The sequence below is a fragment of the Kitasatospora sp. NPDC001225 genome, from assembly GCF_053597855.1.
In genome coordinates this window covers 97,098-117,688 of record NZ_JBSFJC010000008.1, presented here as the reverse complement: position 1 = coordinate 117,688, position 20,591 = coordinate 97,098, and the positions used below count along the sequence as shown (strand labels likewise).

Genomic DNA, 20,591 nt, shown 5'->3' with positions numbered 1-20,591 from the left:
CTTGGGTTCAAGGGGTCGTCGCAACACCGCTTGGTTTCAGACGGTGAGTAGATCACGTAGACGCTCGGCTGGGGTATCCCAGCCGAGCGTCTTGCGTGGGCGGCCGTTGAGCTCCTGGGCGACGTGTTCGAGGTCTTCGGGACCGTGCAGGCTCAGGTCGGTGCCTTTCGGGAAGTACTGCCGCAGCAGCCCGTTGGTGTTCTCGTTCGACCCGCGCTGCCAGGGCGAGGCCGGGTCGCAGAAGTAGACGGGCATGTCGGTGGCCATGCTGAACTGCCGGTGGCGTGCCATCTCGGCGCCCTGGTCCCAGGTGAGCGAGCCGCGCAGGTGGGCGGGCAGGGTTTGGACGGTCCGGACGAGCCCGTCGCGGACGGTCTCGGCGTCGTGGGCTCCGCCCGGCAGGTGGACAAGCATGGTGTAGCGGGTGCTGCGTTCGACCAGGGTGGCGATCGCGGAGCGTCCGCCCGCGCCAAGGATCAGGTCGCCTTCCCAGTGGCCGGGCACGGCCCGGTCGTCGATGTCGGCGGGACGGTCGCTGATCATCACCATCGGGTCGATGAACCGGGAAGTGCGCCGCTCGGGGTTCCGGCGTGGTTTGCGGCGGGTCCGCCCGGAGCGGACGGCTGCCTGCACCTCCCGCTTCAGGCCGCCGCGGGCCTGGAAATACAGAGTCTGGTAGATCGTTTCCACGCTCACTCGCATGCTCTCGTCGCCGGGATGTTCCCTCCGCAGAGCGTGGCAGACCTGTTCCGGCGACCACCGCCTGCGCAGCCTGTCCTGGACGAAGCGGCGCAGTCGCCCCTCGCTCAGCAGCTTGCGGTCCTTGGGCCGGGGCCTGCGCGCGGCCGCCGCCCGGTGGGCTTGGTAGGGCCGGTAGCCGTCGCTGCCGGAGTTCGCGTCGATCTCACGCTTGATCGTGCTCGCGGGCCGTCCCAGGGCCCGTCCGATCGCCCGCAGCGACTGGCCCGCCGAGTGAAGATCGCGGATCTGTTCGCGCTCGGCCAGGGTCAGGAACCGTGGGTGGAGCTGCTTCTCCAGGGCCCTCAAGCCGACCGGTGCTTTTGTCACACCGGACATGGTGGCGGTTCCCGCCGGATAGTCGACGCGGTACCCCTCGGGGTAGGTGCGCGAATGGCGGGTCTTCCTGACGCCCCGGTCCCAGTCCCTGGCCGTGCGCTCGTTCACGCCGACCTGTCGGGCAGCCACCCGGGGAGCGACACCGCCGGCCCGGAGCCGCTCGTACTCGTCCCGTCCGGAATGCCGACGCGGCGGGCCTGCCGACCTCCGCCCTGCCTTCCGGGCCCAGGTGAAGGCGGTGTTCCGGTTAATCCCCAGCTCACGCGCCGCCACGGTCACGCTGCCTACTACATCCAGCCGCTCAAGGAAGCGCTCCCGCAACTCAGCAAGATCATCGCGCCTAACGCCCACGGTCCTCGCAACTCCCACAGATCGCGGGTGTTGCGAAGACCGTTAGAACCCAAGCAGTGGTCGGGGGCCTTCGTCGTACGTCTCGTGGGTTGTCAGGCCAGAGCCTGCCGCGCGATCAGCGCCACCGCGAGCAGCCCGGCCAGCAGGGCCAGCAGCATCGCGGGGGAGAGTGCGGCGAACGGGCTCTGCTGCTCCTGGATCCGGGCCCGGTTGGCCCGGCACACCGGGCAACGCCCGTCGCTGACGCGGCCGTTGCAGTTGGCGCACACCAGATGGTCGCAGGTCATGCGATCTCCTCCTCGCTGCTACAGCCAACGCGCCGGACGGGGCTTTGGTTCCATGTGCTGCCCTGTACGGGGGAGCGGCCGTGACGCGGTCGCCCCCTCCACTCTGCCAGGTTCCGGCGGTTCCGGCTCCCGGGCTGCGAGATGACCCCCGATATTCGGGGCATAAACGGACATTCTCTCCCAAGGGGCGGGCGTTGTCGCGGGCGGCCCCTGCGGGCCGGATGCCGATTCGCGTATGGTCCGAGTCCGGGAGCGGCCCTCCGCGCTCCCTTCGACCGCCCCCGGGCCGGGCCCCAGGGGCGGACCGACCCAAGGACTGGCGCCGCCTAGGATGGCCTCCGTGATGCAGCCGTGATCAGATTCGACAACGTCTCCAAGACCTATCCCAAGCAGAACCGTCCCGCCCTGGACAACGTCTCGCTGGAGATCGAGAAGGGTGAGTTCGTCTTCCTGGTCGGCTCGTCCGGCTCGGGCAAGTCCACCTTCCTGCGCCTGTGCCTGCGCGAGGAGCGCCCCACCACGGGGGCGGTGCACGTGCTGGGCAAGGACCTCGGCAAGCTGTCCAACTGGAAGGTGCCGCACATGCGCCGCCAGCTGGGCACCGTCTTCCAGGACTTCCGCCTGCTGCCGAACAAGACGGTCGCGCAGAACGTCGCCTTCGCGCTGGAGGTGATCGGCAAGCCCAAGAGCGCCATCAACAAGGTGGTGCCCGAGGTGCTGGAGCTGGTCGGCCTCGGCGGCAAGGAGGACCGCATGCCGGGCGAGCTGTCCGGTGGTGAGCAGCAGCGCGTGGCGATCGCCCGGGCCTTCGTGAACCGTCCGATGCTGCTCATCGCGGACGAGCCCACCGGCAACCTCGACCCGCAGAACTCGGTCGGCATCATGAAGCTGCTCGACCGCATCAACCGCACCGGCACCACGGTGCTGATGGCCACCCACGACCAGGCCATCGTCGACCAGATGCGCAAGCGCGTCATCGAGCTCGACAAGGGGCTGCTCGTCCGCGACCAGGCCCGCGGCGTCTACGGGTACCAGCACTGACCGACCAGCGCTGACCCGTAGGGCCGCCGGCCCGAACCGCCAGTCCCGGAGCAGTACCGACCCTGGAGTTGTTTCCCGCATGCGTGCCCAGTTCGTCCTGTCGGAGATCGGTGTGGGTCTCCGACGCAACCTGACCATGACCATCGCGGTCGTGGTCAGTGTCGCGCTCTCCCTCGCCCTCGCCGGTTCCTCGCTCCTGGTCCGCGACCAGGTGAACTCCATGAAGGGGTACTGGTACGACAAGGTCGAGGTGAGCATCTACTTCTGCACCAAGGCGGACGCCCGGAACTCGCCCCAGTGCGACAAGGGTGCGGCCACCGACCAGCAGGTCCAGGACATCAAGGACCAGCTGGACAAGATGACCTCGGTGGTCCAGTCGTCCACCTACGAGAGCTCCGCCGACGCGTACAAGCACTGGAAGGAGATGAACCCGGACAACCCGCTCATCTCCGTCCTGGGCGCGGACGCCATGCCGCAGTCCTGGCGGGTCAAGCTCAACGACCCGACCAAGTACGACGTGATCCAGAGCGCCTTCGCCGGCAAGCCCGGCGTCAAGTCGGTCGAGGACCAGCGGAAGATCCTGGAGAACCTGTTCGGCCTGCTGAACGGCCTCCAGACGGCGGCCTTCGTGATCATGGTGCTGATGCTGTTCGTCGCGCTGCTGCTGATCGTCAACACCGTCCGGGTGTCGGCGTACAGCCGACGGCGTGAAACCGGGATCATGCGCCTGGTCGGTGCGTCGAACTTCTACGTCCAGATGCCGTTCATCGCCGAGGCGGCCTTCTCGGCGCTGCTGGGCGCGATGATGGCCTCCGGACTGCTGATCGGCGGGCACTTCTTCGTCCAGAACTGGCTGGCCGACCGGGTGCAGTTCATCCACTTCATCGGCCTCGGCTCGGTGCTGGCGGTGATACCGCTGCTGATCGTGGTGGGGATGGGCATGGCCGGTGTGGCGGCGTTCTTCACGCTGCGCAAGTACCTCAAGGTCTGATTCCCGGACGCCCCGACGGCCCCGGACGGCACTGCGCCGTCCGGGGCCGTCGGCGTTCCGGGGCCCGTCGTTCCGGTTCGTCCCGCTCGGAGCGGTGTCTACACTCCGGTCCATGCTGCAAACTCCGCGCAGGGCCCGCCAGGTGGCCGCGCTCAGCCTGGTGTTCGGCGCCGTGCTGCTGGCCGGCGCGGCCACCGGCGCCTGGGGCGACCCGGGCGGGCCGCCGCACAGCCCGTCCGCCGACACCGCCCGGGCCACCGGCGGGCTCCCGGCGGACCCGGCCGGCGCCGCCCTGTCCGAGCAGCAGGCCGAGCACCTGCTGGCGGCCGGCGGCGACCGCTGGGGCGCGTACTACAGCGCCCAGGAGTACGCGGAGTTCAGCCAGGGCCTGGACGGCCGGTACCCGGGCGTCGGCCTCTCGGTCGGCCGCGGCCAGGACGGCGTCACCGAGGTCTCCCAGGTCGCGCCCGGCGGCCCGGCCGCCGCGGCCGGGATCGCCCCCGGCGACCGGCTCGTACGGATCGGCCAGGATCAGGCCGACCACCTGCCGGTGACCGAGGTGGTCGCGCGGCTGCGCGGCCAGGGCGAGGAGCGCCGGGCCGGCTCCGAGGTCACCCTGGCGGTCCGGCGCGGCGAGGGGGAGGAGCGCGAACTGCGGCTGCGGCGCGTGCTGCTGGACAGCCGGCAGGTCACCGCGGAGCAGCTGGGCAAGGGCGTGCTGCGGGTGACCGTGCGCGGCTTCACCAGCGGCGTGGCCGACCAGGTGCGCGCCGCGCTGCGCGCCCCGCACGCCGGCGTGGTGCTCGATCTGCGCGGCAACTCGGGCGGGTTGGTCGACGAGGCGGCCGGCACCGCCGGGATCTTCCTGGACGGCGGAACGGTCGGCTCGTACCAGGAGCGCGGCGAGACCAGGGAGTTGACCGCCCCGCCCGGCGGCGACCAGCGCACCCCGCTGGTGCTGCTGGTGGACGGCGGCACGATGAGCGCCGCCGAACTGCTGGCCGGCGCCCTCCAGGACCGCAGCCGCGCCGTGGTGGTGGGCTCGCGGACCTTCGGCAAGGGCACCGTCCAGCAGCCCAGCCGGCTCGCCGACGGCGCCGTGCTGGAGCTGACCGTCGGCCGCTACTACACCCCGGCGGGCCGCTCCCCGGACGGCACCGGCCTCACCCCCGACGTCCCGGCCGGCTCGGGCGAGGAGGCCGACGAGCTCGCCCTGCGGGTCCTCTCGGGGCTGGGCACCCGCGCCTAAAGCAGCTGCCCGATCCGGCCTCGAAGTGCGAGAATGGCCGCGTTATGGCAAAGGAAACCGGACAGAAGCTGATCGCGCAGAACAAGAAGGCGCGACACGAGTACACGATCCTCGACACCTACGAGTGCGGCCTCGTCCTCACCGGAACCGAGGTCAAGTCGCTGCGCGAGGGGCGGGCCAACCTGGTCGACGGCTACGCGTACATCCAGAACCACGAGGCGTGGATCGACAACGTCTTCATCCCCGAGTACACCCAGGGGACGTGGACCAACCACGCGGCCCGGCGCAAGCGCAAGCTGCTGCTGCACAGGATGGAGATCCACAAGATCGAGAGCAAGGTCCGCGACGCGGGCCACACCCTGGTCCCGCTCTCGCTGTACTTCAAGGACGGCCGGGTGAAGCTCGAACTGGCGCTCGCGGTCGGCAAGAAGCTCTACGACAAGCGCCAGACGCTGCGCGAGAAGCAGGACACCCGCGAGACGGCCCGTGCGGTGGCGGCGGCCCGCCGACGCCAGGGTTAATCCGCTGGACCCTCGCCCGTCGCCTCGCGTACTATGGCGCAAGCAACACGGACGATGACCGTCCGAGCTGTTTCTCAACAAAACATGGGGATGATCGGTTTCGACAGGGGATGTTGAAACAGGGGAAGCGAGCCGAGGAACGCGGCAATGATCTCGTTAACCACGTGTCGCAAAAAAATAATCGCCAACTCTAAGCGCGATTCCCAGCAGTTCGCTCTCGCTGCCTAATAAGCACCGATAGCGCTTGGGTGTCAGACCGGGGAGTTCCCGACCCGGACCCTGGCATAATCTAGGGAACTCAACCGTCCGCCCGGGCTGCGAGGGCGGATGGGAAATCAAACAGCAGCTGGGCCTGTTGGCGGCTTGTCCGTGTGACCGCCAGGGCCGAGAAAATCACAGCGGACTGCGCTCGGAGAAGCCCTGAATTAACTCCACTGGACCCGGGTTCGATTCCCGGCATCTCCACCACCCCATGTTGACACGAAGGCCGTCCTCCGCTCCGCGGAGGGCGGCCTTCGATTTTTGTACGTTCCGGAGCAGCGCGGCCGGGGGGTCGCGGCGTAGGATCATCCGTCCGCTCGTTTTCCGGAGCCGGATTCCGCCGCTACCACCGAGGCCATGCAGAGCAACACGCCCACCACCCCCGCCACCGACCACGAGACCGTCCGCGCACGCGAGATCGCCGGTGAGCAGCAGCACCTCGACACCGTCTACCACCGGTTGGAGGAGAAGCTCGCCGAGGCCGAGTACATCCTGGAGGACGCCGCCAAGCGGGTCCAGGTCGGCACCCCCGGCGCGCTCGCCGAACGCGACGCCCAGGTCTACCGGGCCGGCGCCCACCTCCAGCGTCTGAACAACGAGTTCGAGGACTTCCTGTTCGGCCGGATCGACCTCCAGCGGGCCGACGCCCCGGAGGAGCACGGCATCCCGTCGAACACCCCGCTCGACCCGGCCGACCCGGCCGTCGCCGAGACCCTCCACATCGGCCGACTGGGCGTGCTGGACGCCGAGTACGGCCCACTGGTGATCGACTGGCGCGCGCCCGCCGCCGCCCCCTTCTACCGCGCCACCCCGGTCGAACCGGGCCGGGTGATCCGCCGCCGGGTGATCCGCTCCAAGGGCCGCAAGGTGATCGGCGTCGAGGACGACCTGCTGCGCCCCGACCTCACCCCGACCCTGGACGGCGAGGAGCTGGCGGTGGTCGGCGACGGCGCGCTGATGGCCTCGCTGGGCCGCGCCCGCAGCCACTCGATGCGCGACATCGTCTCCTCCATCCAGAAGGAGCAGGACGAGGTGATCCGCGCCGCCGCCGCGGGCGCCACCCTGGTCACCGGCGGCCCCGGCACCGGCAAGACCGCCGTCGCCCTGCACCGCGCCGCCTACCTGCTCTACCAGGACCGCCGCCGCTACGCCGGGGGCATCCTGGTGGTCTCGCCGACCGCGCTGCTGGTCTCGTACACCGAGGGCGTGCTGCCCGCGCTGGGCGAGGAGGGCCAGGTCGCCATCCGGGCGGTCGGCTCGCTGGTGGACGGCATCGAGGCGGACACCTACGACACGCCCGAGGCGGCCCGGGTCAAGGGCTCGGCCCGGATGGTCCAGCTGCTGCGCCGGGCCGCCCGCGCGGCGCTGGAGCTGGGCGCGCCGCAGGAGCTCAAGGTGGTCGCCCGGGGCGAGGTGCTGAAGCTGGACGCCTCCCGGCTGAAGGCCGTGCGCGGCAACGTGGTGGGCTCCGGCGGCACCCCGCTGAACCTGCTGCGCCCGCGCGCCCGCCGGCTGCTGCTGGACGCCCTGTGGCAGCAGGCCACCAGGGACCTGCCGAAGCCCGCGGACCACTACGCCCGCGAGCAGCGCCAGGAGGAGAAGGAGTCCTTCGACGAGTACGTCTCGGACGAGGCGTCGTTCCTGGACTTCCTGGACGCCTGGTGGCCGGCGCTGACCCCGCGCCGGGTGCTCGCCACGCTGCGCCAGCACCGGCACACCAACCGGATCGCCCGCCGGGCCGTCACCCCGGACGAGGCCAGGCTGCTGGCGGCCTCCTGGCGCCACCTGTCCGGGCGGGGCGAGGGCGCGCTGTCCGCGCACGACGTCGCGCTGATCGACGAGCTCCAGGTGCTGCTCGGCGAGCCGGCCCGCCCGAAGGTCCGCGAGGTGGACGCGGTGGACCTGCTGAGCGGCCTGGACGAGGTCACCACCTTCGCCGACCGCAGCGCCCGCCAGCGCGACCGCCAGCCGGTCGAGCGCACGGAGTACGCGCACATCATCGTGGACGAGGCGCAGGACCTCACCCCGATGCAGTGGCGGATGATCGGCCGCCGGGCCCGGATGGCCACCTGGACGATCGTGGGCGACCCGGCGCAGTCCTCCTGGCCGTTCCCGCAGGAGGCCCAGGCCGCGCTGGACGAGGTGCTCTCCGGCAAGCCGCGCCGCCGCTTCACGCTGACCGTGAACTACCGCAACCCGGCCGAGATCGCCGAGGTGGCGGCCAAGGTGCTGGCGCTGGCCGCGCCGGGCACCCCGTCGCCGAGCGCGGTGCGCCACGTCGGCGTGGAGCCGCGCTTCGCGGCCACCACCGACCCCGCGCCGGAGGCCTTCGGCAAGGCCGCTCGGGCCGAGCTGGAGCGGCTGCTGGCCGAGGTGGACGGCACCGTGGCGCTCGTGGTGCCGATGGACCGCCGGGGCGAGGCGGCCGGCTGGGCCGAGGGCCTGGGCGGGCGCGTGGTGGTGCTGGGCAGCCTGGAGGCCAAGGGCCTGGAGTACGACGCGACCGTGGTGGCCGACCCGACCGGCATCGCCGGCGAGTCGGAGGCCGGCCTGCGGGTGCTGTACGTGGCGCTGACCCGCGCGACCCAGCGGCTGACCGTGCTCTCCGGTCCGGACGACCTGCCCGACGCGGCCGGCGTGCCCGCGCTGCTGCACGGCTGACGGACCCTACGGGATCCGACGGAAGAAGGCCCCTCACCGGGTGGTGAGGGGCCTTCAGACGTTTACGACACCGACCCGCCATGCTCGCCTCGCGGCAAGTGGTCCCTCGAAGGGACGAAGGTTGGGCCCGGGGGCTTGGATCGAGCCGGTGTCCCGTCCAATGTAACGCATCGGCCGGGAGAGGCAAGGAGCGAGCGGCGGGAGCCGGACGGCCATCGGGTGGGATTGTCGGGTCCGCACACTCAATGAACGTTATTTCTGGCTACCCCTTGGAAGGTGCGACGATCGACGTCTAGCATGCGCAGGCGATGCCTTCAACAAAATGTTGAGCCTGCGGGACAGACGGAAGAAGGAAGCGTCGATGGCGACGGTGCCCAGTGTCTCCAACTCGATCACGGTACGGCTGGAGGTCCCGGCCCGGGGCAACGCCGTCAGCGCGATCACCACGGCCGTGGAGTCCTCCGGCGGATCGGTGACCGGTCTCGACGTCACCGCCTCCGGGCTGGAGGCGCTGCGGATCGACGTCACGGTGGCGGCGGCCTCGGTCGCGCACGGCGAGGAGATCGTCGAGAAGCTGCGCACGATCGACGGCGTGTCGATCGGCAAGGTCTCGGACCGCACCTTCCTGATGCACCTCGGCGGCAAGATCGAGATGTCCTCCAAGCTGCCGATCCGCAACCGTGACGACCTCAGCATGATCTACACCCCGGGTGTCGCCCGGGTCTGCATGGCGATCGCGGAGAACCCCGAGGACGCCCGCCGCCTGACCATCAAGCGCAACAGCGTCGCCGTGGTCACCGACGGCTCCGCGGTGCTGGGCCTGGGCAACATCGGCCCGGAGGCCGCGCTGCCCGTCATGGAGGGCAAGGCGGCCCTGTTCAAGCGCTTCGCCGGGATCGACGCCTGGCCGATCTGCCTGGACACCCAGGACACCGACGAGATCGTCGCCATCGTCAAGGCGATCGCCCCGGGCTTCGCCGGGATCAACCTGGAGGACATCTCCGCGCCGCGCTGCTTCGAGATCGAGGCCCGGCTGCGCGAGGCCCTGGACATCCCGGTCTTCCACGACGACCAGCACGGCACCGCGATCGTGGTGCTGGCCGCCCTCACCAACGCGCTGAAGGTGGTCGGCAAGCGGATCGGCGACATCCGCGTGGTGATGTCGGGCGCCGGCGCCGCCGGCACCGCGATCCTCAAGCTGCTGATGGCGGCCGGCGTCGAGCACGCCACCGTGGCGGACGTGCACGGCGTGGTCCACCTGGGCCGCGGGGACCTCAACGAGAACCTGCGCTGGATCGCCGAGCACACCAACCGCTCGGGCCGCACCGGCAGCCTCAAGGAGGCCGTGGCGGGCGCCGACGTCTTCATCGGCGTCTCGGCCCCGAACGTCCTGGACGGCGACGACCTGGCCACCATGGCCGAGGACTCGATCGTCTTCGCGCTGGCCAACCCGGACCCGGAGGTCGACCCGGCCATCGCCCGGCAGACCGCCGCCGTGGTCGCCACCGGCCGCAGCGACTTCCCGAACCAGATCAACAACGTGTTGGTCTTCCCGGGTGTCTTCCGCGGCCTGCTGGACGCCCAGAGCCGCACCGTCAACACCGAGATGATGATCGCCGCCGCCCGGGCGCTGGCCACCACCGTGGCCGACGACGAGCTGAACGCGAACTACATCATCCCGAGCGTGTTCCACAAGGACGTGGCCAAGACCGTCGCCTCCGCGGTGCGCGAGGCGGCCCTGGCGGGGGCCCAGGAGGACCGCGCGCCGGCCCGTCCGACCCCCGGCATCGTGGGCACCCTCGACACCGCCGCGTTCCCCACCGTCAAGCTCTGACGGACGGCTCGGGCGACGTGTCGCAGATCGCTCAAATGTGCGAATAGCGGTCATACCCGCCCAGCTCGCCCCGAACCCTTGCGACACAAGGGCGAGGGGCGTGTTTGGGCTTGTCAGTCGTAGGGCGTACCGTAGCCCTGCACGGGGCAGGCGTGTCCGACAAGTACGGAACGTCCCCCTGGTCTTCCGGCGTGTCGTCCCGACCGCCGCCCGGGTCCGGTCCGCCGGAGCCGACGGAGCGTCACACCTCCGACGGGCGGGCGATGTTCGGGTGGCTCGGCCGGGGCCCGATTGGCTTTCTCGGGGCCGGTCGGGGCAGGATTCGTACCCAGGCGGGCGGGCGGGCCTTCGACGGCTCCGGCGCGCGGCATCGGGTACGGACCCGGCCTGCGACCACGCATTGCCTGCATGAGCACAGTGTGCGGACCTGCGGCCTATCCGGGTGCCCCCCGGTGGGAGCACCGATGGGCCCCCGCGCACCGCAAGCGAACAGACCACAGGAGTACACATGAACCGCAGTGAGCTGGTGGCCGCGCTGTCCGAGCGCGCCGAGGTGACCCGCAAGGACGCCGACGCCGTTCTGGCCGCCTTCGCCGAGATCGTCGGCGAGGTCGTCGCCAAGGGCGACGAGAAGGTCACCATTCCCGGTTTCCTGACCTTCGAGCGCACCCACCGCGCTGCCCGCACCGCCCGCAACCCGCAGACCGGCGAGCCGATCCAGATCGCCGCGGGTTACAGCGCCAAGGTGAGCGCCGGCTCCAAGCTGAAGGAAGCCGCCAAGGGCGCTGCCTGAGCCACCCCTTGAACGCCCGAGAGGCCGGGCTCCCCACTGGGGAGCCCGGCCTCTCGCCGTTGTGTGCTCGGACCGTCAGGCGTCGACCAGCTGCTCGCTGGGCAGCTCGACGTGGGCGCCCAGGTCGCGCAGCTTGTCCATGAAGTTCTCGTAGCCGCGGTTGATCAGGTCGATGCCGTGCACGGTCGAGGTGCCCTCGGCCGCCAGCGCCGCGATCAGGTACGAGAAGCCGCCGCGCAGGTCCGGGATGACCAGCTCGGAGCCGATCAGCTTGGACGGGCCGGAGACGACCGCGGAGTGCAGGAAGTTGCGGGCCCCGAAGCGGCAGGGGGTGCCGCCCAGGCACTCGCGGTAGAGCTGGATGTGCGCGCCCATCTGGTTCAGCGCGCCGGTGAAGCCGAGCCGCGACTCGTACACCGTCTCGTGGACGATGGACAGGCCGGTGGCCTGGGTCAGCGCGACCACCAGCGGCTGCTGCCAGTCGGTCTGGAAGCCCGGGTGCACGTCGGTCTCCAGGGCGATCGCCTTGAGCTCGCCGCCCGGGTGCCAGAAGCGGATGCCCTCGTCGTCCACCTCGAAGGCGCCGCCGACCTTCCGGAAGGTGTTCAGGAAGGTCATCATCTCCAGCTGGCGGGCGCCGCGGACGTAGATGTCGCCCTTGGTCGCCAGCGCCGCGCAGGCCCAGGAGGCGGCCTCCAGGCGGTCCGGCAGCGCGCGGTGGTTGTAGCCGTTCAGCTCGTCCACACCGGTGATCAGGATCGTCCGGTCGGTGCCCAGGGTGATGATCGCGCCCATCTTCTGCAGCACGCAGATCAGGTCGACGATCTCCGGCTCGATGGCCGCGTTGCGCAGCTCGGTGACGCCCTCGGCGAGCACCGCGGTGAGCAGCACCTGCTCGGTCGCGCCGACCGAGGGGTAGGGCAGCTCGATCTTGGTGCCGCGCAGCCGCTGCGGGGCCACCAGGTAGGTGCCCTGCGGGTGCTTCTCGATGCTGGCGCCGAACTGGCGCAGCACCTCGAAGTGGAAGTCGACCGGGCGGCCGCCGATGTCGCAGCCGCCCAGGCCGGGGATGAAGGCGTGGCCGAGGCGGTGCAGCAGCGGGCCGCAGAACAGGATCGGGATCCGCGAGGAGCCGGCGTGCGCGTCGATGTCCGCGACATTGGCGCTCTCGACGTGCGAGGGGTCGAGGATCAGCTCGCCGTCCTCGTCACCGGTGCGCACGGTCACGCCGTGCAGCTGCAGCAGGCCGCGGACCACCTTGACGTCGCGGATGTCCGGGACGTTGCGCAGTCTGCTGGGGCCCTGCCCGAGGAGGGCGGCGACCATGGCCTTGGGCACCAGGTTCTTCGCTCCGCGGACGCGGATCTCGCCTTCGAGCGGGTTTCCGCCGTGGACCAGCAGGACGTCGTCGGTCATCGTTCTCGCAATCCGGGGTGCCAGAGGAGTCGGGGGGAGGGCTCCGGGAGAGAGCCGGTGGTGGACCGGTCGTACGGGCGCGTTCGGGCCCCCGGCGAAACCGAGTCGGCACCGTATAAAGGCGTCCACCAGACGTAGATGGTAGTAGGCGTGCCGTTGGTTCCCGTGAGCCTCTCCCGTGATGGTGCTCTCTCCGGGCCCGGGCCCGCCCCCCGGTACGGCCGTACGGGTGTTCGTGGGCGTGGCCGTTTCCGGGCGTTGCGGTGTCCGAGCGGTGCGGTTCTGCGGGATCATGTGGGCATGACGGCGGCCCATTCGCACGGAGGCCGGTCCCACACCGGCCGTCTGCTCGTCGCGACGCCCCTGCTCACCGACCCGAACTTCGCGCGGGCGGTGGTGCTGCTCCTCGACCACGACGTCGAGGGGGCGCTCGGCGTGGTCCTGAACCGGCCGACGCCGGTCGAGGTGGGCAGTGTGCTGGACGGCTGGAACAGACTCGTCGGACAGCCGGCCGTGGTCTTCCAGGGCGGCCCGGTGGCGCTGGACTCGGCGCTCGGCCTCGCGGTGGCGCCGGGGGAGCCGGGCACCGGCGAGCCGCTCGGCTGGCGCCGGGTGCACGGCGCGATCGGCCTGGTGGACCTGGAGGCGCCGCCCGAGGTGCTGGCCGGCGAACTGGGCAGCCTGCGGATCTTCGCCGGGTACGCCGGGTGGTCGCCCGGGCAGCTGGAGGCGGAGCTGGAGAGCGGCGCCTGGTACCTGGTGGACTGCGAGCCGGGGGACGTCTCCAGCCCCGAGCCGGAGCGGCTGTGGCGCTCGGTGCTGCGCCGCCAGCGCGGCCCGCTCGCCCTGCTGGCGACCTACCCGGACGACCCGACGATGAACTGAGCCGACCGGCCCGGAGCCGCGACACTGGCCGGGTTTCCGGAGGCGCCCATAGACTTGGCACCCATGAGCACTCTTGAGCCCGAGCGCGGCCTCGGCACCGGCACCCTGGTCGAGCCCGTCCCGCAGGTGTCCCACGGGGACGGCGACCACGAGCGCTTCGCGCACTACGTCCAGAAGGACAAGATCATGGAGAGCGCGCTCTCGGGGTCCCCCGTGGTGGCGCTCTGCGGCAAGGTGTGGGTGCCCGGTCGCGACCCGAAGAAGTACCCGGTCTGCCCGATGTGCAAGGAGATCTACGACGGCATCGGCAAGCCGCAGGGCGGCGACGGCGACAAGAAGTAGTCCGCGGCGCCCCGCACAACGCCGTTTTGCATAGCACCAGGGTTCCCCTGGTGGTCTATGCCAATCGTCGGGGCGTGGGCAGGATGTCGGAATGGACCTCATTCCCGCACCTTCGAGTGCCGCCCGCCGCCCGGACGAGGACTATCCGCTCGACGCCGCCACCACGCTGACCGCACCCCCCGCGCTGGCCGACGCCGAGCGCTGGCTGCGGGCCACGCTGTCCGCCGCCACCGGGCTGCCGCTCGGCCCGGGCCGGCCGGGTGCGGGCATCGAGCTGGTCCAGGACGGGACGCTCGCCGCCGAGGCGTACCGGATCACGGTGCGCCCCGGCCACGCCCTGCTCACCGCGGGCGGCCCGGCCGGCGCGCTGTGGGGCGCGCAGACCCTGCGGCAGCTGCTCGGGCCGGACGCCTACCGCCGCTCGCCGCTGCGCCACGAGGGCTGGGTGCTGCCCGGCGCCGACATCGAGGACGCCCCCCGGTTCGGCTGGCGCGGCGCGCTGCTCGACGTCGCCCGGCACTTCCTGCCCAAGGCGGACGTGCTGCGCTTCGTCGACCTGCTGGCCGCGCACAAGCTCAACGTGCTGCACCTGCACCTGACCGACGACCAGGGGTGGCGGGTCGAGATCAAGCGCTACCCGAGGCTGACCGCGCGCGGTTCCTGGCGGGACCGCTCGATGGTCGGGTACCGGGCCGGACAGCGCCGCGACGACCGCCCGCACGGCGGCTTCTACACCCAGGACGACCTGCGCGAGATCGTCGCCTACGCGGCCGCCCGCGGGATCACCGTCGTCCCGGAGATCGACCTGCCCGGCCACACCCAGGCCGCCGTCGCCGCCTACCCCGAGCTGGGCAACACCGACGTGGTGGACACCGCCGCGCTCGGGGTGTGGACCGACTGGGGGGTGAGCCACAACGTGCTCAACGCCTCCGAGGAGACCCTGCGCTTCTTCGAGGGCGTGCTGGAGGAGGTCCTGGAGCTCTTCCCGTCCGAGTTCGTCCACCTCGGCGGCGACGAGTGCCCCAAGGAGCAGTGGAAGGACAGCGCCGCCGCGCAGGCGCGGATCCGCGAGCTGGGCCTGGCCAACGAGGACGAACTGCAGAGCCACCTCATCCGGCACTTCGACCGCTGGCTGGCCGAGCGCGGCCGCCGGCTGATCGGCTGGGACGAGATCCTGGAGGGCGGGCTCGCGCCCGGCGCCGCGGTCTCCTCCTGGCGCGGCTTCGGCGGCGGGATCGCCGCCGCGAAGGCCGGGCACGACGTGGTGATGTGCCCCGAGCAGCACGTCTACTTCGACCACCGGCAGGCGGACGGGCCGGACGAGCCGATCCCGGTCGGCTTCGTGCGCACGCTGGAGGACGTCTACCGGTTCGAGCCCGTCCCGAAGCAGCTGGACGAGGCCGCCGCCCGGCACGTGATCGGCACCCAGGCCAACCTGTGGAGCGAGTTCATGGACAGCGCCCGGGACATCGACTACCGGGCCTTCCCCCGGCTGGTCGCCTTCGCCGAGGTCGCCTGGTCCGCGCTGCCCGCCGAGCCGGCCGAGCGGGACTTCGCCGGTTTCGAGCGGCGGCTGACGACCCACCTGAAGGCGCTGGACGCGCTCGGCGTCGAGTACCGCCCGGCCGACGGGCCGCACCCGTGGCAGCGCTGGCCCGCCCCGGCCGGCCGGCCGATCGAGGGCCTGCCGCCGGTCCGTTAGGGCGTGTCCCGGGGGCCCTTTCCGGGGCCGCCGGGACCCCCGTGACACGCCCCGGTCGTGCTGACCGGGAACTTCTGAGCGGTCATCGGACGTCAAGAACTGATGAACATCTGCCCTGGCCCGGAGCGGGTCGGGGCAGATACCGCCCGGTATCGGTCCCAATCGGGCAGCCCCGTTCACCGGCCCCGAAATGATCATCGAGCATTGTGTGCCAGAGTTGCCCAACCCGGCCCGATCGCCCGTACCCTACGGGCCAGGCCGGGCTGCTGACGCAGGACGGCACGGCCGCAGGCCGGCGGGCGGCAGGCGATCGATGAGCAAGTGGAGCACGGTGGGACCCAGGTGAACCGGACGATCATGCTGCCGGCCTCCCTCGACGAGGCCGTCGACGCGCTGGCCGCCGCTCCGGCCGCGGTACCGGTGGCCGGAGCCACCGACCTGATGGAGGCCGTCAACGCCGGCCGCTTGCGCCCCGCCGCCCTGGTCGGCCTCGGCCGGATCACCGAACTGCGGGGCTGGCGCTACGAGGACGGCGGCACCGCCGTACTCGGCGCCGGACTCACCCACGCCCGGATGGACCGCCCCGACTTCGCCGCGCTCATCCCCGCGCTCGCCGACGCCGCCCGCACCGCCGGCCCGCCGCAGGTCCGCAACGTCGGCACCCTCGGCGGGAACATCGTCACCGCCGCCCCGGCCGGCGACACCCTCCCGGTGCTCACCGCGCTGGAGGCCGGCGTCACCCTGACCCGGGCCGGGGGCACCCGCGAGGTGCCGGTCAGTCACCTGCTCACCGGACTCGACCCGGTGCGCCCCGGCGAACTGCTCACCTGGGTGCGCGTCCCGCTGCTGCACGCCCCGCAGGTCTTCCTCAAGGCCACCGGCCGCAGCGGCCCGGCCCGCGCCACCGCCTCCGTCGCCCTCGTCCTCGACCCGGCCAGGCGCTCGGTGCGCTGCGCCGTCGGGGCCGTCGCGCCGGTGCCGCTGCGCCCGCTGGAAGCCGAGGCCTGGGTCGCCGGCTGCATCGACTGGGACGGCAGCCGGGAGATCGACCCGGCCGCGACCGCCGCCTTCGGCGAGTACGTGGCCGCCGCCTGCGTCCCCGACGACTACGGCGCCGAGGGCGCCTGGGAGGCCGTGACCGAGGGGCCGACAGCGGCCGCCGTTCGGCTGCGGCGTACCGTATCGGTGCTGGCCCGACGGGCGCTGGGAAGGGTGCTGAAGTGACCACAGACCCCATCGAGACCCTCGACGCCGACCCGCTCGGCCTCTCCCCGCAGGTCAGCCGCGAGCTGCGCCCGTGCGCCTCGTACACGCTGCGGGTCAACGGTTTCGAACGGCCCGTCACCGACGCCTGGATCGGCGAGAGCCTGCTCTACGTGCTGCGCGAGCGGCTCGGCCTGGCCGGCGCCAAGGACGGCTGCGAGCAGGGCGAGTGCGGGGCCTGCTCGGTGCAGGTGGACGGCCAGCTGGTGGCCGGCTGCCTGGTGCCCGCCGCGCTGGCCGCCGACAGCGAGATCAACACCGTCGAGGGCCTGTCGGCCGCCGGCGGCGCGAGCGCCGTCCAGCAGGCGCTGGCCGCCTCCGGCGCCGTCCAGTGCGGCTACTGCACCCCCGGCATGGCGATGGCGGTGCACGACCTGCTCCAACGCAACCACCGGCCCACCGAGGTGGAGGCCCGTCAGGCCCTGTGCGGCAACCTCTGCCGCTGCACCGGCTACCGGGGCGTGCTGGCCGCCGTCCAGACCGTCGCGGACGCCCGCGCGCTGGAGGCCGAGCAGGCGGAGGAGGCCGCCGAGGCCGCCGCCGCGCAGGCCGCCGCCGGGCCCGCCGCCGAGGCGCCGGCCGTGCCGGTCGCCGAGCCCGTCGCCGAGCCGCCCGCCGCACGGCCGGCGGAGGCGCCGGTCGAGCCCGGGCAGGCCGTCGAGCCGCCGGTCTACGCCGACGCCGGGGACTGGATCGAGCACGTCCCGCAGCAGGCCGTCGAGCAGCAGCCCGTCCCGCAGCAGCCCGTCGAGCAGCACGCCGTCCCGCAGCACGCCGTCGGGCAGCCGGGCGTCGGGCCGGCCCCGGCCGGAGTGCCGTACGGCGACCCCCAGGGCGGCTACGACACCGGCGTGTACGACACCACCGTGCTGGCCCCGATCCGGGACGCCATCCCCGCCCAGGCCGCCGACGAGCAGGTGTACTACCCGCCGCAGGGCTACCCCGAGCAGCCCTACCAGGCCACCCCCGCGCACGGCACCTACCTGCCCTACCCGGACGGCCACCAGCAGCAGAACGGCTACGACACCGGGTACGACGCCCCGGTCTACGAGCCCACCCCCGCGCACGGCACCCCGCTGCCCGGCACCGTTTACGACGGCACGCCGCCGCACGGCACCCCGTACCCCGCTCCGCACCCGCACGGTGCCCCGGCCGAGGGCGGCGCCCCGGCCGGTGTCCCGTACGGGGCCACCCCCGCCCACGGCATCCGGCTCCCCGAGGACGACCACGCATCATGACGTCGCCTACCGACATCGGCGCAGCACTCCAGCAGGACGGCGGCGAGGGCGGCGCACCGGAGCCGATCGGCCTGGGCAGCTCCCCGCTGCGCGGCGACGCGCTGCCGAAGGCGCTCGGCATCTACCCGTACGCGGCCGACCTCTGGGCCGAGGGCCTGCTGTGGGGCGCGGTGCTGCGCTCGCCGCACCCGCACGCCCGGATCCGCGGCATCGACACCTCGGCCGCGCTGGCGCTGCCCGGGGTGCACGCCGTGGTCACCGCCGCCGACCTGCCGCCCGGCCCGGACGGCACCCCCGACGGCGCCCCGGCCGGGCCGATCGTCTCCGACCGGCCGGTGCTGGCCGCCGGTGTGGTGCGCCACCACGGCGAGCCGATCGCCGCGGTGGCCGCCGACCACCCGGACACCGCCCGGCTGGCGGTCGGCCTGATCGCGGTCGACTACGAGCCGCTGGAGGCCGTCACCGACCCGGAGCAGTCCTTCACCGCGCCGCCGCTGCACCCGGACGGCAACCTGTTCCGCCACCTGCCGCTGCGCACCGGGGACCCGGACGCGGTCGGCGAGATCATCGTGGAGGGCCTCTACCAGGTCGGCCGGCAGGACCCGGCCCCGCTCGGCGCCGAGGCCGGGCTGGCCGTGCCGCGCCCGGACGGCGGCGTCGAACTGCACCTGTCCTCCACCGACCCGCACGGCGACCGCGACCGCACCGCCGCCTGCCTCGGCCTGGAGCCGGACCGGGTCCGGCTGGTGGCCACCGGCGTGCCCGGCGCCACCACCGACCGCGAGGACCTCTCGTTCCAGGTCACCCTGGCCCTGCTGGCACTGCGCACCGGCCGCCCGGTGAAGATGACGCTCACCCGCGAGGAGTCCTTCCACACCCACACCTCGCGCCACCCCGCGCTGCTGCGCTACCGCCACCACGCCGACGCCGAGGGCACGCTGGTGAAGGTCGAGGCGCAGATCCTGCTGGACGGCGGCGCCTACGCGGACGTCTCCGCCGAGGCGCTGGCCGCCGCGACGGCCTTCTCGGCCGGTCCGTACGTCTGCCCGAACGTCTTCGTGGACGCCTGGGCGGTGCGCACCAACAACCCGCCGGCCGGCCGGATGCGCGGCGAGGGCGCCCTGCAGGCCTGCTTCGCGTACGAGTCCCAGCTGGACCAGCTGGCCGCCCGGATCGGCGTGGACCCGGTGGAGATCCGCCGCCGCAACGCGATGTCCACCGGCGACCCGCTGCCCACCGGACAGGCCGTCACCTGCCCGGCGCCGGTGCGCGCCCTGCTGGACGCGGTCGCGGCCGAGCCGCTGCCGGCCCTGCCGGTGGACGACCCGGACGCCGAGTGGCTGCTGCCCGGCGGGCCCGGTGGCGCGGGCGACCCGGCGGCGGTGCGGCGCGGCATCGGCTACGCCGTCGGCATGGTGCACATGCTGGGCGCCGAGGGCGAGGACGAGGTCTCCACCGCGACGGTGCGGGTCAGCGGCGACCACGCGACGGTGATCTGCGCGGCGGTCGACGCCGGGCAGGGCTTCGCCACGCTGGCCCGGCAGATCGTGCAGACCGTGCTGGGCGTCAGCGAGGTCTACATCGCGCCGGCCGACAGCGACCAGTCGATCGCCGGGCCGTCCGCCCGCGGCCGACACACCTGGGTCTCCGGCGGCGCCGTCGAGCGGGCCGCGCTGATGGTCCGCCACCAGCTGCTGCAGCCGATCGCGGCGAACTTCGGGATGTCGGCGGAGCTGCTCCAGATCGCCGACGGCAAGATCACCTCGTACGACGGGGTGCTCGGCATGCCGGTCGCCGAGGCGCTGGAGGGCAAGGAGCTGTGGGCGACCGCGCAGTGCCGCCCGCACCCCACCGAGCCGCTGGACGAGTCCGGGCAGGGCGACGCCTTCGTCTCCATCTCGTTCTGCGCGATGCGCGCGGTGGTGGACGTGGACATCGAGCTGGGCGCCGTCCGGGTGGTCGAGATGACCGTCGCCCAGGACGTCGGCCGGGCGCTGAACCCGCGCCAGATCGAGGACCGGATCGAGGCGGGGGTGGCCCAGGGCGTCGGCCTGGCGCTGCTGGAGGACCTGCGGACGGAGGGCGGGGTGCTGCAGAACCCCTCGCTCACCGGCTACCGGCTGCCCACCGCGCTGGACACCCCGGAGGTGCGGATCGCCGCGCTGCTGGAGGAGCGCGACGTGGTGGCCCCGTTCGGCGCGAAGGCGGTCGGCGCCGTCCCCGCGGTGGTCGCCCCGGCGGCCGTCGCCGCGGCCGTGCGCGCCGCCACCGGCCTGCCGGTCGGCCGGCTGCCGATCCGGGCGGAGGACGCCGTCACCGCCTGACCGGACGGTTGGGAAAGGCGACGGAAAGCGGTGCAAACAGCGGAAAGGAATTGCCGGCCGACTTTTCCGGGTCGACCGGCAATTCCTTTCTCCACGAGGCCATGGCGGGGATCGAACCCGCGTGTACCGCTTTGCAGACGGTTCCCTAAGCCACTCGGGCACACGGCCAGTGAATTCATAGTGGCCGATCCGGGGAGAGCGGTCAACGCTCCTTTGTAAATTCTGTATGGCAGTGTGTGCTACCGTCGGAGACCGGTGGCGGCATTTCCGCCACCCCGGACGAGCGCGTCGTACCCGGTGACGACAAGACGGCGCAGTTCAGCGGCAATCCGGCCGCTGTGGACTGCGGAGGCAC

Annotated in this window: 15 protein-coding genes, 1 tRNA gene, 1 other RNA gene, 1 pseudogene and 1 riboswitch; of the genes and pseudogenes, 14 read left to right on the top strand and 4 right to left on the bottom strand. The window is 72.4% G+C overall.

The features are described from left to right. Window positions 1-36: 36 nt before the first annotated feature. Window positions 37-1,206, bottom strand: a complete 1,170-nt coding sequence (locus ACWDCZ_RS04825) for an IS30 family transposase (protein ID WP_449815195.1) — start codon at window positions 1,204-1,206, stop codon at window positions 37-39. A gap of 314 nt (window positions 1,207-1,520) precedes the next feature. Continuing rightward, on the bottom strand, window positions 1,521-1,715 hold the full coding sequence (locus ACWDCZ_RS04820) for a hypothetical protein (protein WP_049653432.1): 195 nt from the start codon (window positions 1,713-1,715) through the stop codon (window positions 1,521-1,523). Window positions 1,716-2,066: 351 nt separating this feature from the next. On the opposite strand from ACWDCZ_RS04820, the gene ftsE reads away from it, so the two are divergent. The 8 genes from ftsE (at window position 2,067) to ACWDCZ_RS04780 (ending at window position 11,066) form a co-directional block, all read left to right on the top strand. After that, on the top strand, window positions 2,067-2,756 hold the full coding sequence (gene ftsE, locus ACWDCZ_RS04815; RefSeq protein ID WP_049653434.1) for a cell division ATP-binding protein FtsE: 690 nt from the start codon (window positions 2,067-2,069) through the stop codon (window positions 2,754-2,756). Between the two features lie 79 nt (window positions 2,757-2,835). After that, window positions 2,836-3,747 carry a permease-like cell division protein FtsX gene (ftsX, locus tag ACWDCZ_RS04810; protein ID WP_049653435.1) on the top strand — a complete coding sequence of 304 codons (912 nt, stop codon included), beginning with the start codon at window positions 2,836-2,838 and terminating at the stop codon, window positions 3,745-3,747. Window positions 3,748-3,859: 112 nt separating this feature from the next. Further along, window positions 3,860-4,996 carry a S41 family peptidase gene (locus ACWDCZ_RS04805; RefSeq protein WP_074005024.1) on the top strand — a complete coding sequence of 379 codons (1,137 nt, stop codon included), beginning with the start codon at window positions 3,860-3,862 and terminating at the stop codon, window positions 4,994-4,996. A gap of 44 nt (window positions 4,997-5,040) precedes the next feature. Continuing rightward, on the top strand, window positions 5,041-5,517 hold the full coding sequence (gene smpB / locus ACWDCZ_RS04800) for an SsrA-binding protein SmpB (RefSeq protein WP_049653438.1): 477 nt from the start codon (window positions 5,041-5,043) through the stop codon (window positions 5,515-5,517). A gap of 86 nt (window positions 5,518-5,603) precedes the next feature. After that, window positions 5,604-5,985: a transfer-messenger RNA gene (gene ssrA, locus ACWDCZ_RS04795) on the top strand. 150 nt (window positions 5,986-6,135) lie between these two features. Beyond that, window positions 6,136-8,439, top strand: coding sequence for a HelD family protein (locus tag ACWDCZ_RS04790; protein ID WP_049653441.1), 2,304 nt, complete (start codon window positions 6,136-6,138; stop codon window positions 8,437-8,439). 361 nt (window positions 8,440-8,800) lie between these two features. Continuing rightward, window positions 8,801-10,273, top strand: coding sequence for an NAD-dependent malic enzyme (locus ACWDCZ_RS04785; RefSeq protein ID WP_049653443.1), 1,473 nt, complete (start codon window positions 8,801-8,803; stop codon window positions 10,271-10,273). Window positions 10,274-10,781: 508 nt separating this feature from the next. Continuing rightward, entirely contained in the window at window positions 10,782-11,066 is a 285-nt protein-coding gene (locus ACWDCZ_RS04780; protein ID WP_030242980.1) for an HU family DNA-binding protein, read from the top strand. A gap of 75 nt (window positions 11,067-11,141) precedes the next feature. On the opposite strand, the gene murA is transcribed toward ACWDCZ_RS04780, so the two are convergent. Further along, window positions 11,142-12,482, bottom strand: coding sequence for a UDP-N-acetylglucosamine 1-carboxyvinyltransferase (gene murA / locus ACWDCZ_RS04775; RefSeq protein ID WP_049653446.1), 1,341 nt, complete (start codon window positions 12,480-12,482; stop codon window positions 11,142-11,144). 300 nt (window positions 12,483-12,782) lie between these two features. Here murA and ACWDCZ_RS04770 point away from each other — a divergent pair, with 300 nt between their 5' ends. The 6 genes and pseudogenes from ACWDCZ_RS04770 to ACWDCZ_RS04745 all read left to right on the top strand — a co-directional run bounded on the left by ACWDCZ_RS04770 (window position 12,783) and on the right by ACWDCZ_RS04745 (window position 20,236). Further along, a complete protein-coding gene (locus ACWDCZ_RS04770; protein ID WP_049653449.1) occupies window positions 12,783-13,367 on the top strand; it encodes a YqgE/AlgH family protein in 585 nt (194 codons plus the stop codon). A 63-nt stretch (window positions 13,368-13,430) separates the two neighbouring features. Beyond that, window positions 13,431-13,709, top strand: a complete 279-nt coding sequence (locus tag ACWDCZ_RS04765) for a DUF3039 domain-containing protein (RefSeq protein WP_049653451.1) — start codon at window positions 13,431-13,433, stop codon at window positions 13,707-13,709. A gap of 91 nt (window positions 13,710-13,800) precedes the next feature. Next, window positions 13,801-15,411: a beta-N-acetylhexosaminidase gene (locus ACWDCZ_RS04760; RefSeq protein ID WP_449815194.1), complete on the top strand. Its 1,611-nt coding sequence runs from the start codon at window positions 13,801-13,803 to the stop codon at window positions 15,409-15,411. A gap of 357 nt (window positions 15,412-15,768) precedes the next feature. Next, entirely contained in the window at window positions 15,769-16,635 is an 867-nt protein-coding gene (locus ACWDCZ_RS04755; protein WP_049659370.1) for an FAD binding domain-containing protein, read from the top strand. A 71-nt stretch (window positions 16,636-16,706) separates the two neighbouring features. Then, window positions 16,707-17,163, top strand: a pseudogene (locus ACWDCZ_RS04750) ((2Fe-2S)-binding protein); the annotation flags it as partial. Window positions 17,164-17,908: 745 nt separating this feature from the next. Next, window positions 17,909-20,236 (top strand): xanthine dehydrogenase family protein molybdopterin-binding subunit, encoded by a 2,328-nt coding sequence (locus ACWDCZ_RS04745; protein WP_079272634.1) that lies wholly within the window; start codon window positions 17,909-17,911, stop codon window positions 20,234-20,236. 96 nt (window positions 20,237-20,332) lie between these two features. On the opposite strand, the gene ACWDCZ_RS04740 is transcribed toward ACWDCZ_RS04745, so the two are convergent. Next, window positions 20,333-20,404, bottom strand: a tRNA-Cys gene (locus tag ACWDCZ_RS04740). Window positions 20,405-20,488: 84 nt separating this feature from the next. After that, a riboswitch (guanidine-III (ykkC-III) riboswitch) is annotated at window positions 20,489-20,554 on the top strand. Window positions 20,555-20,591: the final 37 nt, after the last annotated feature.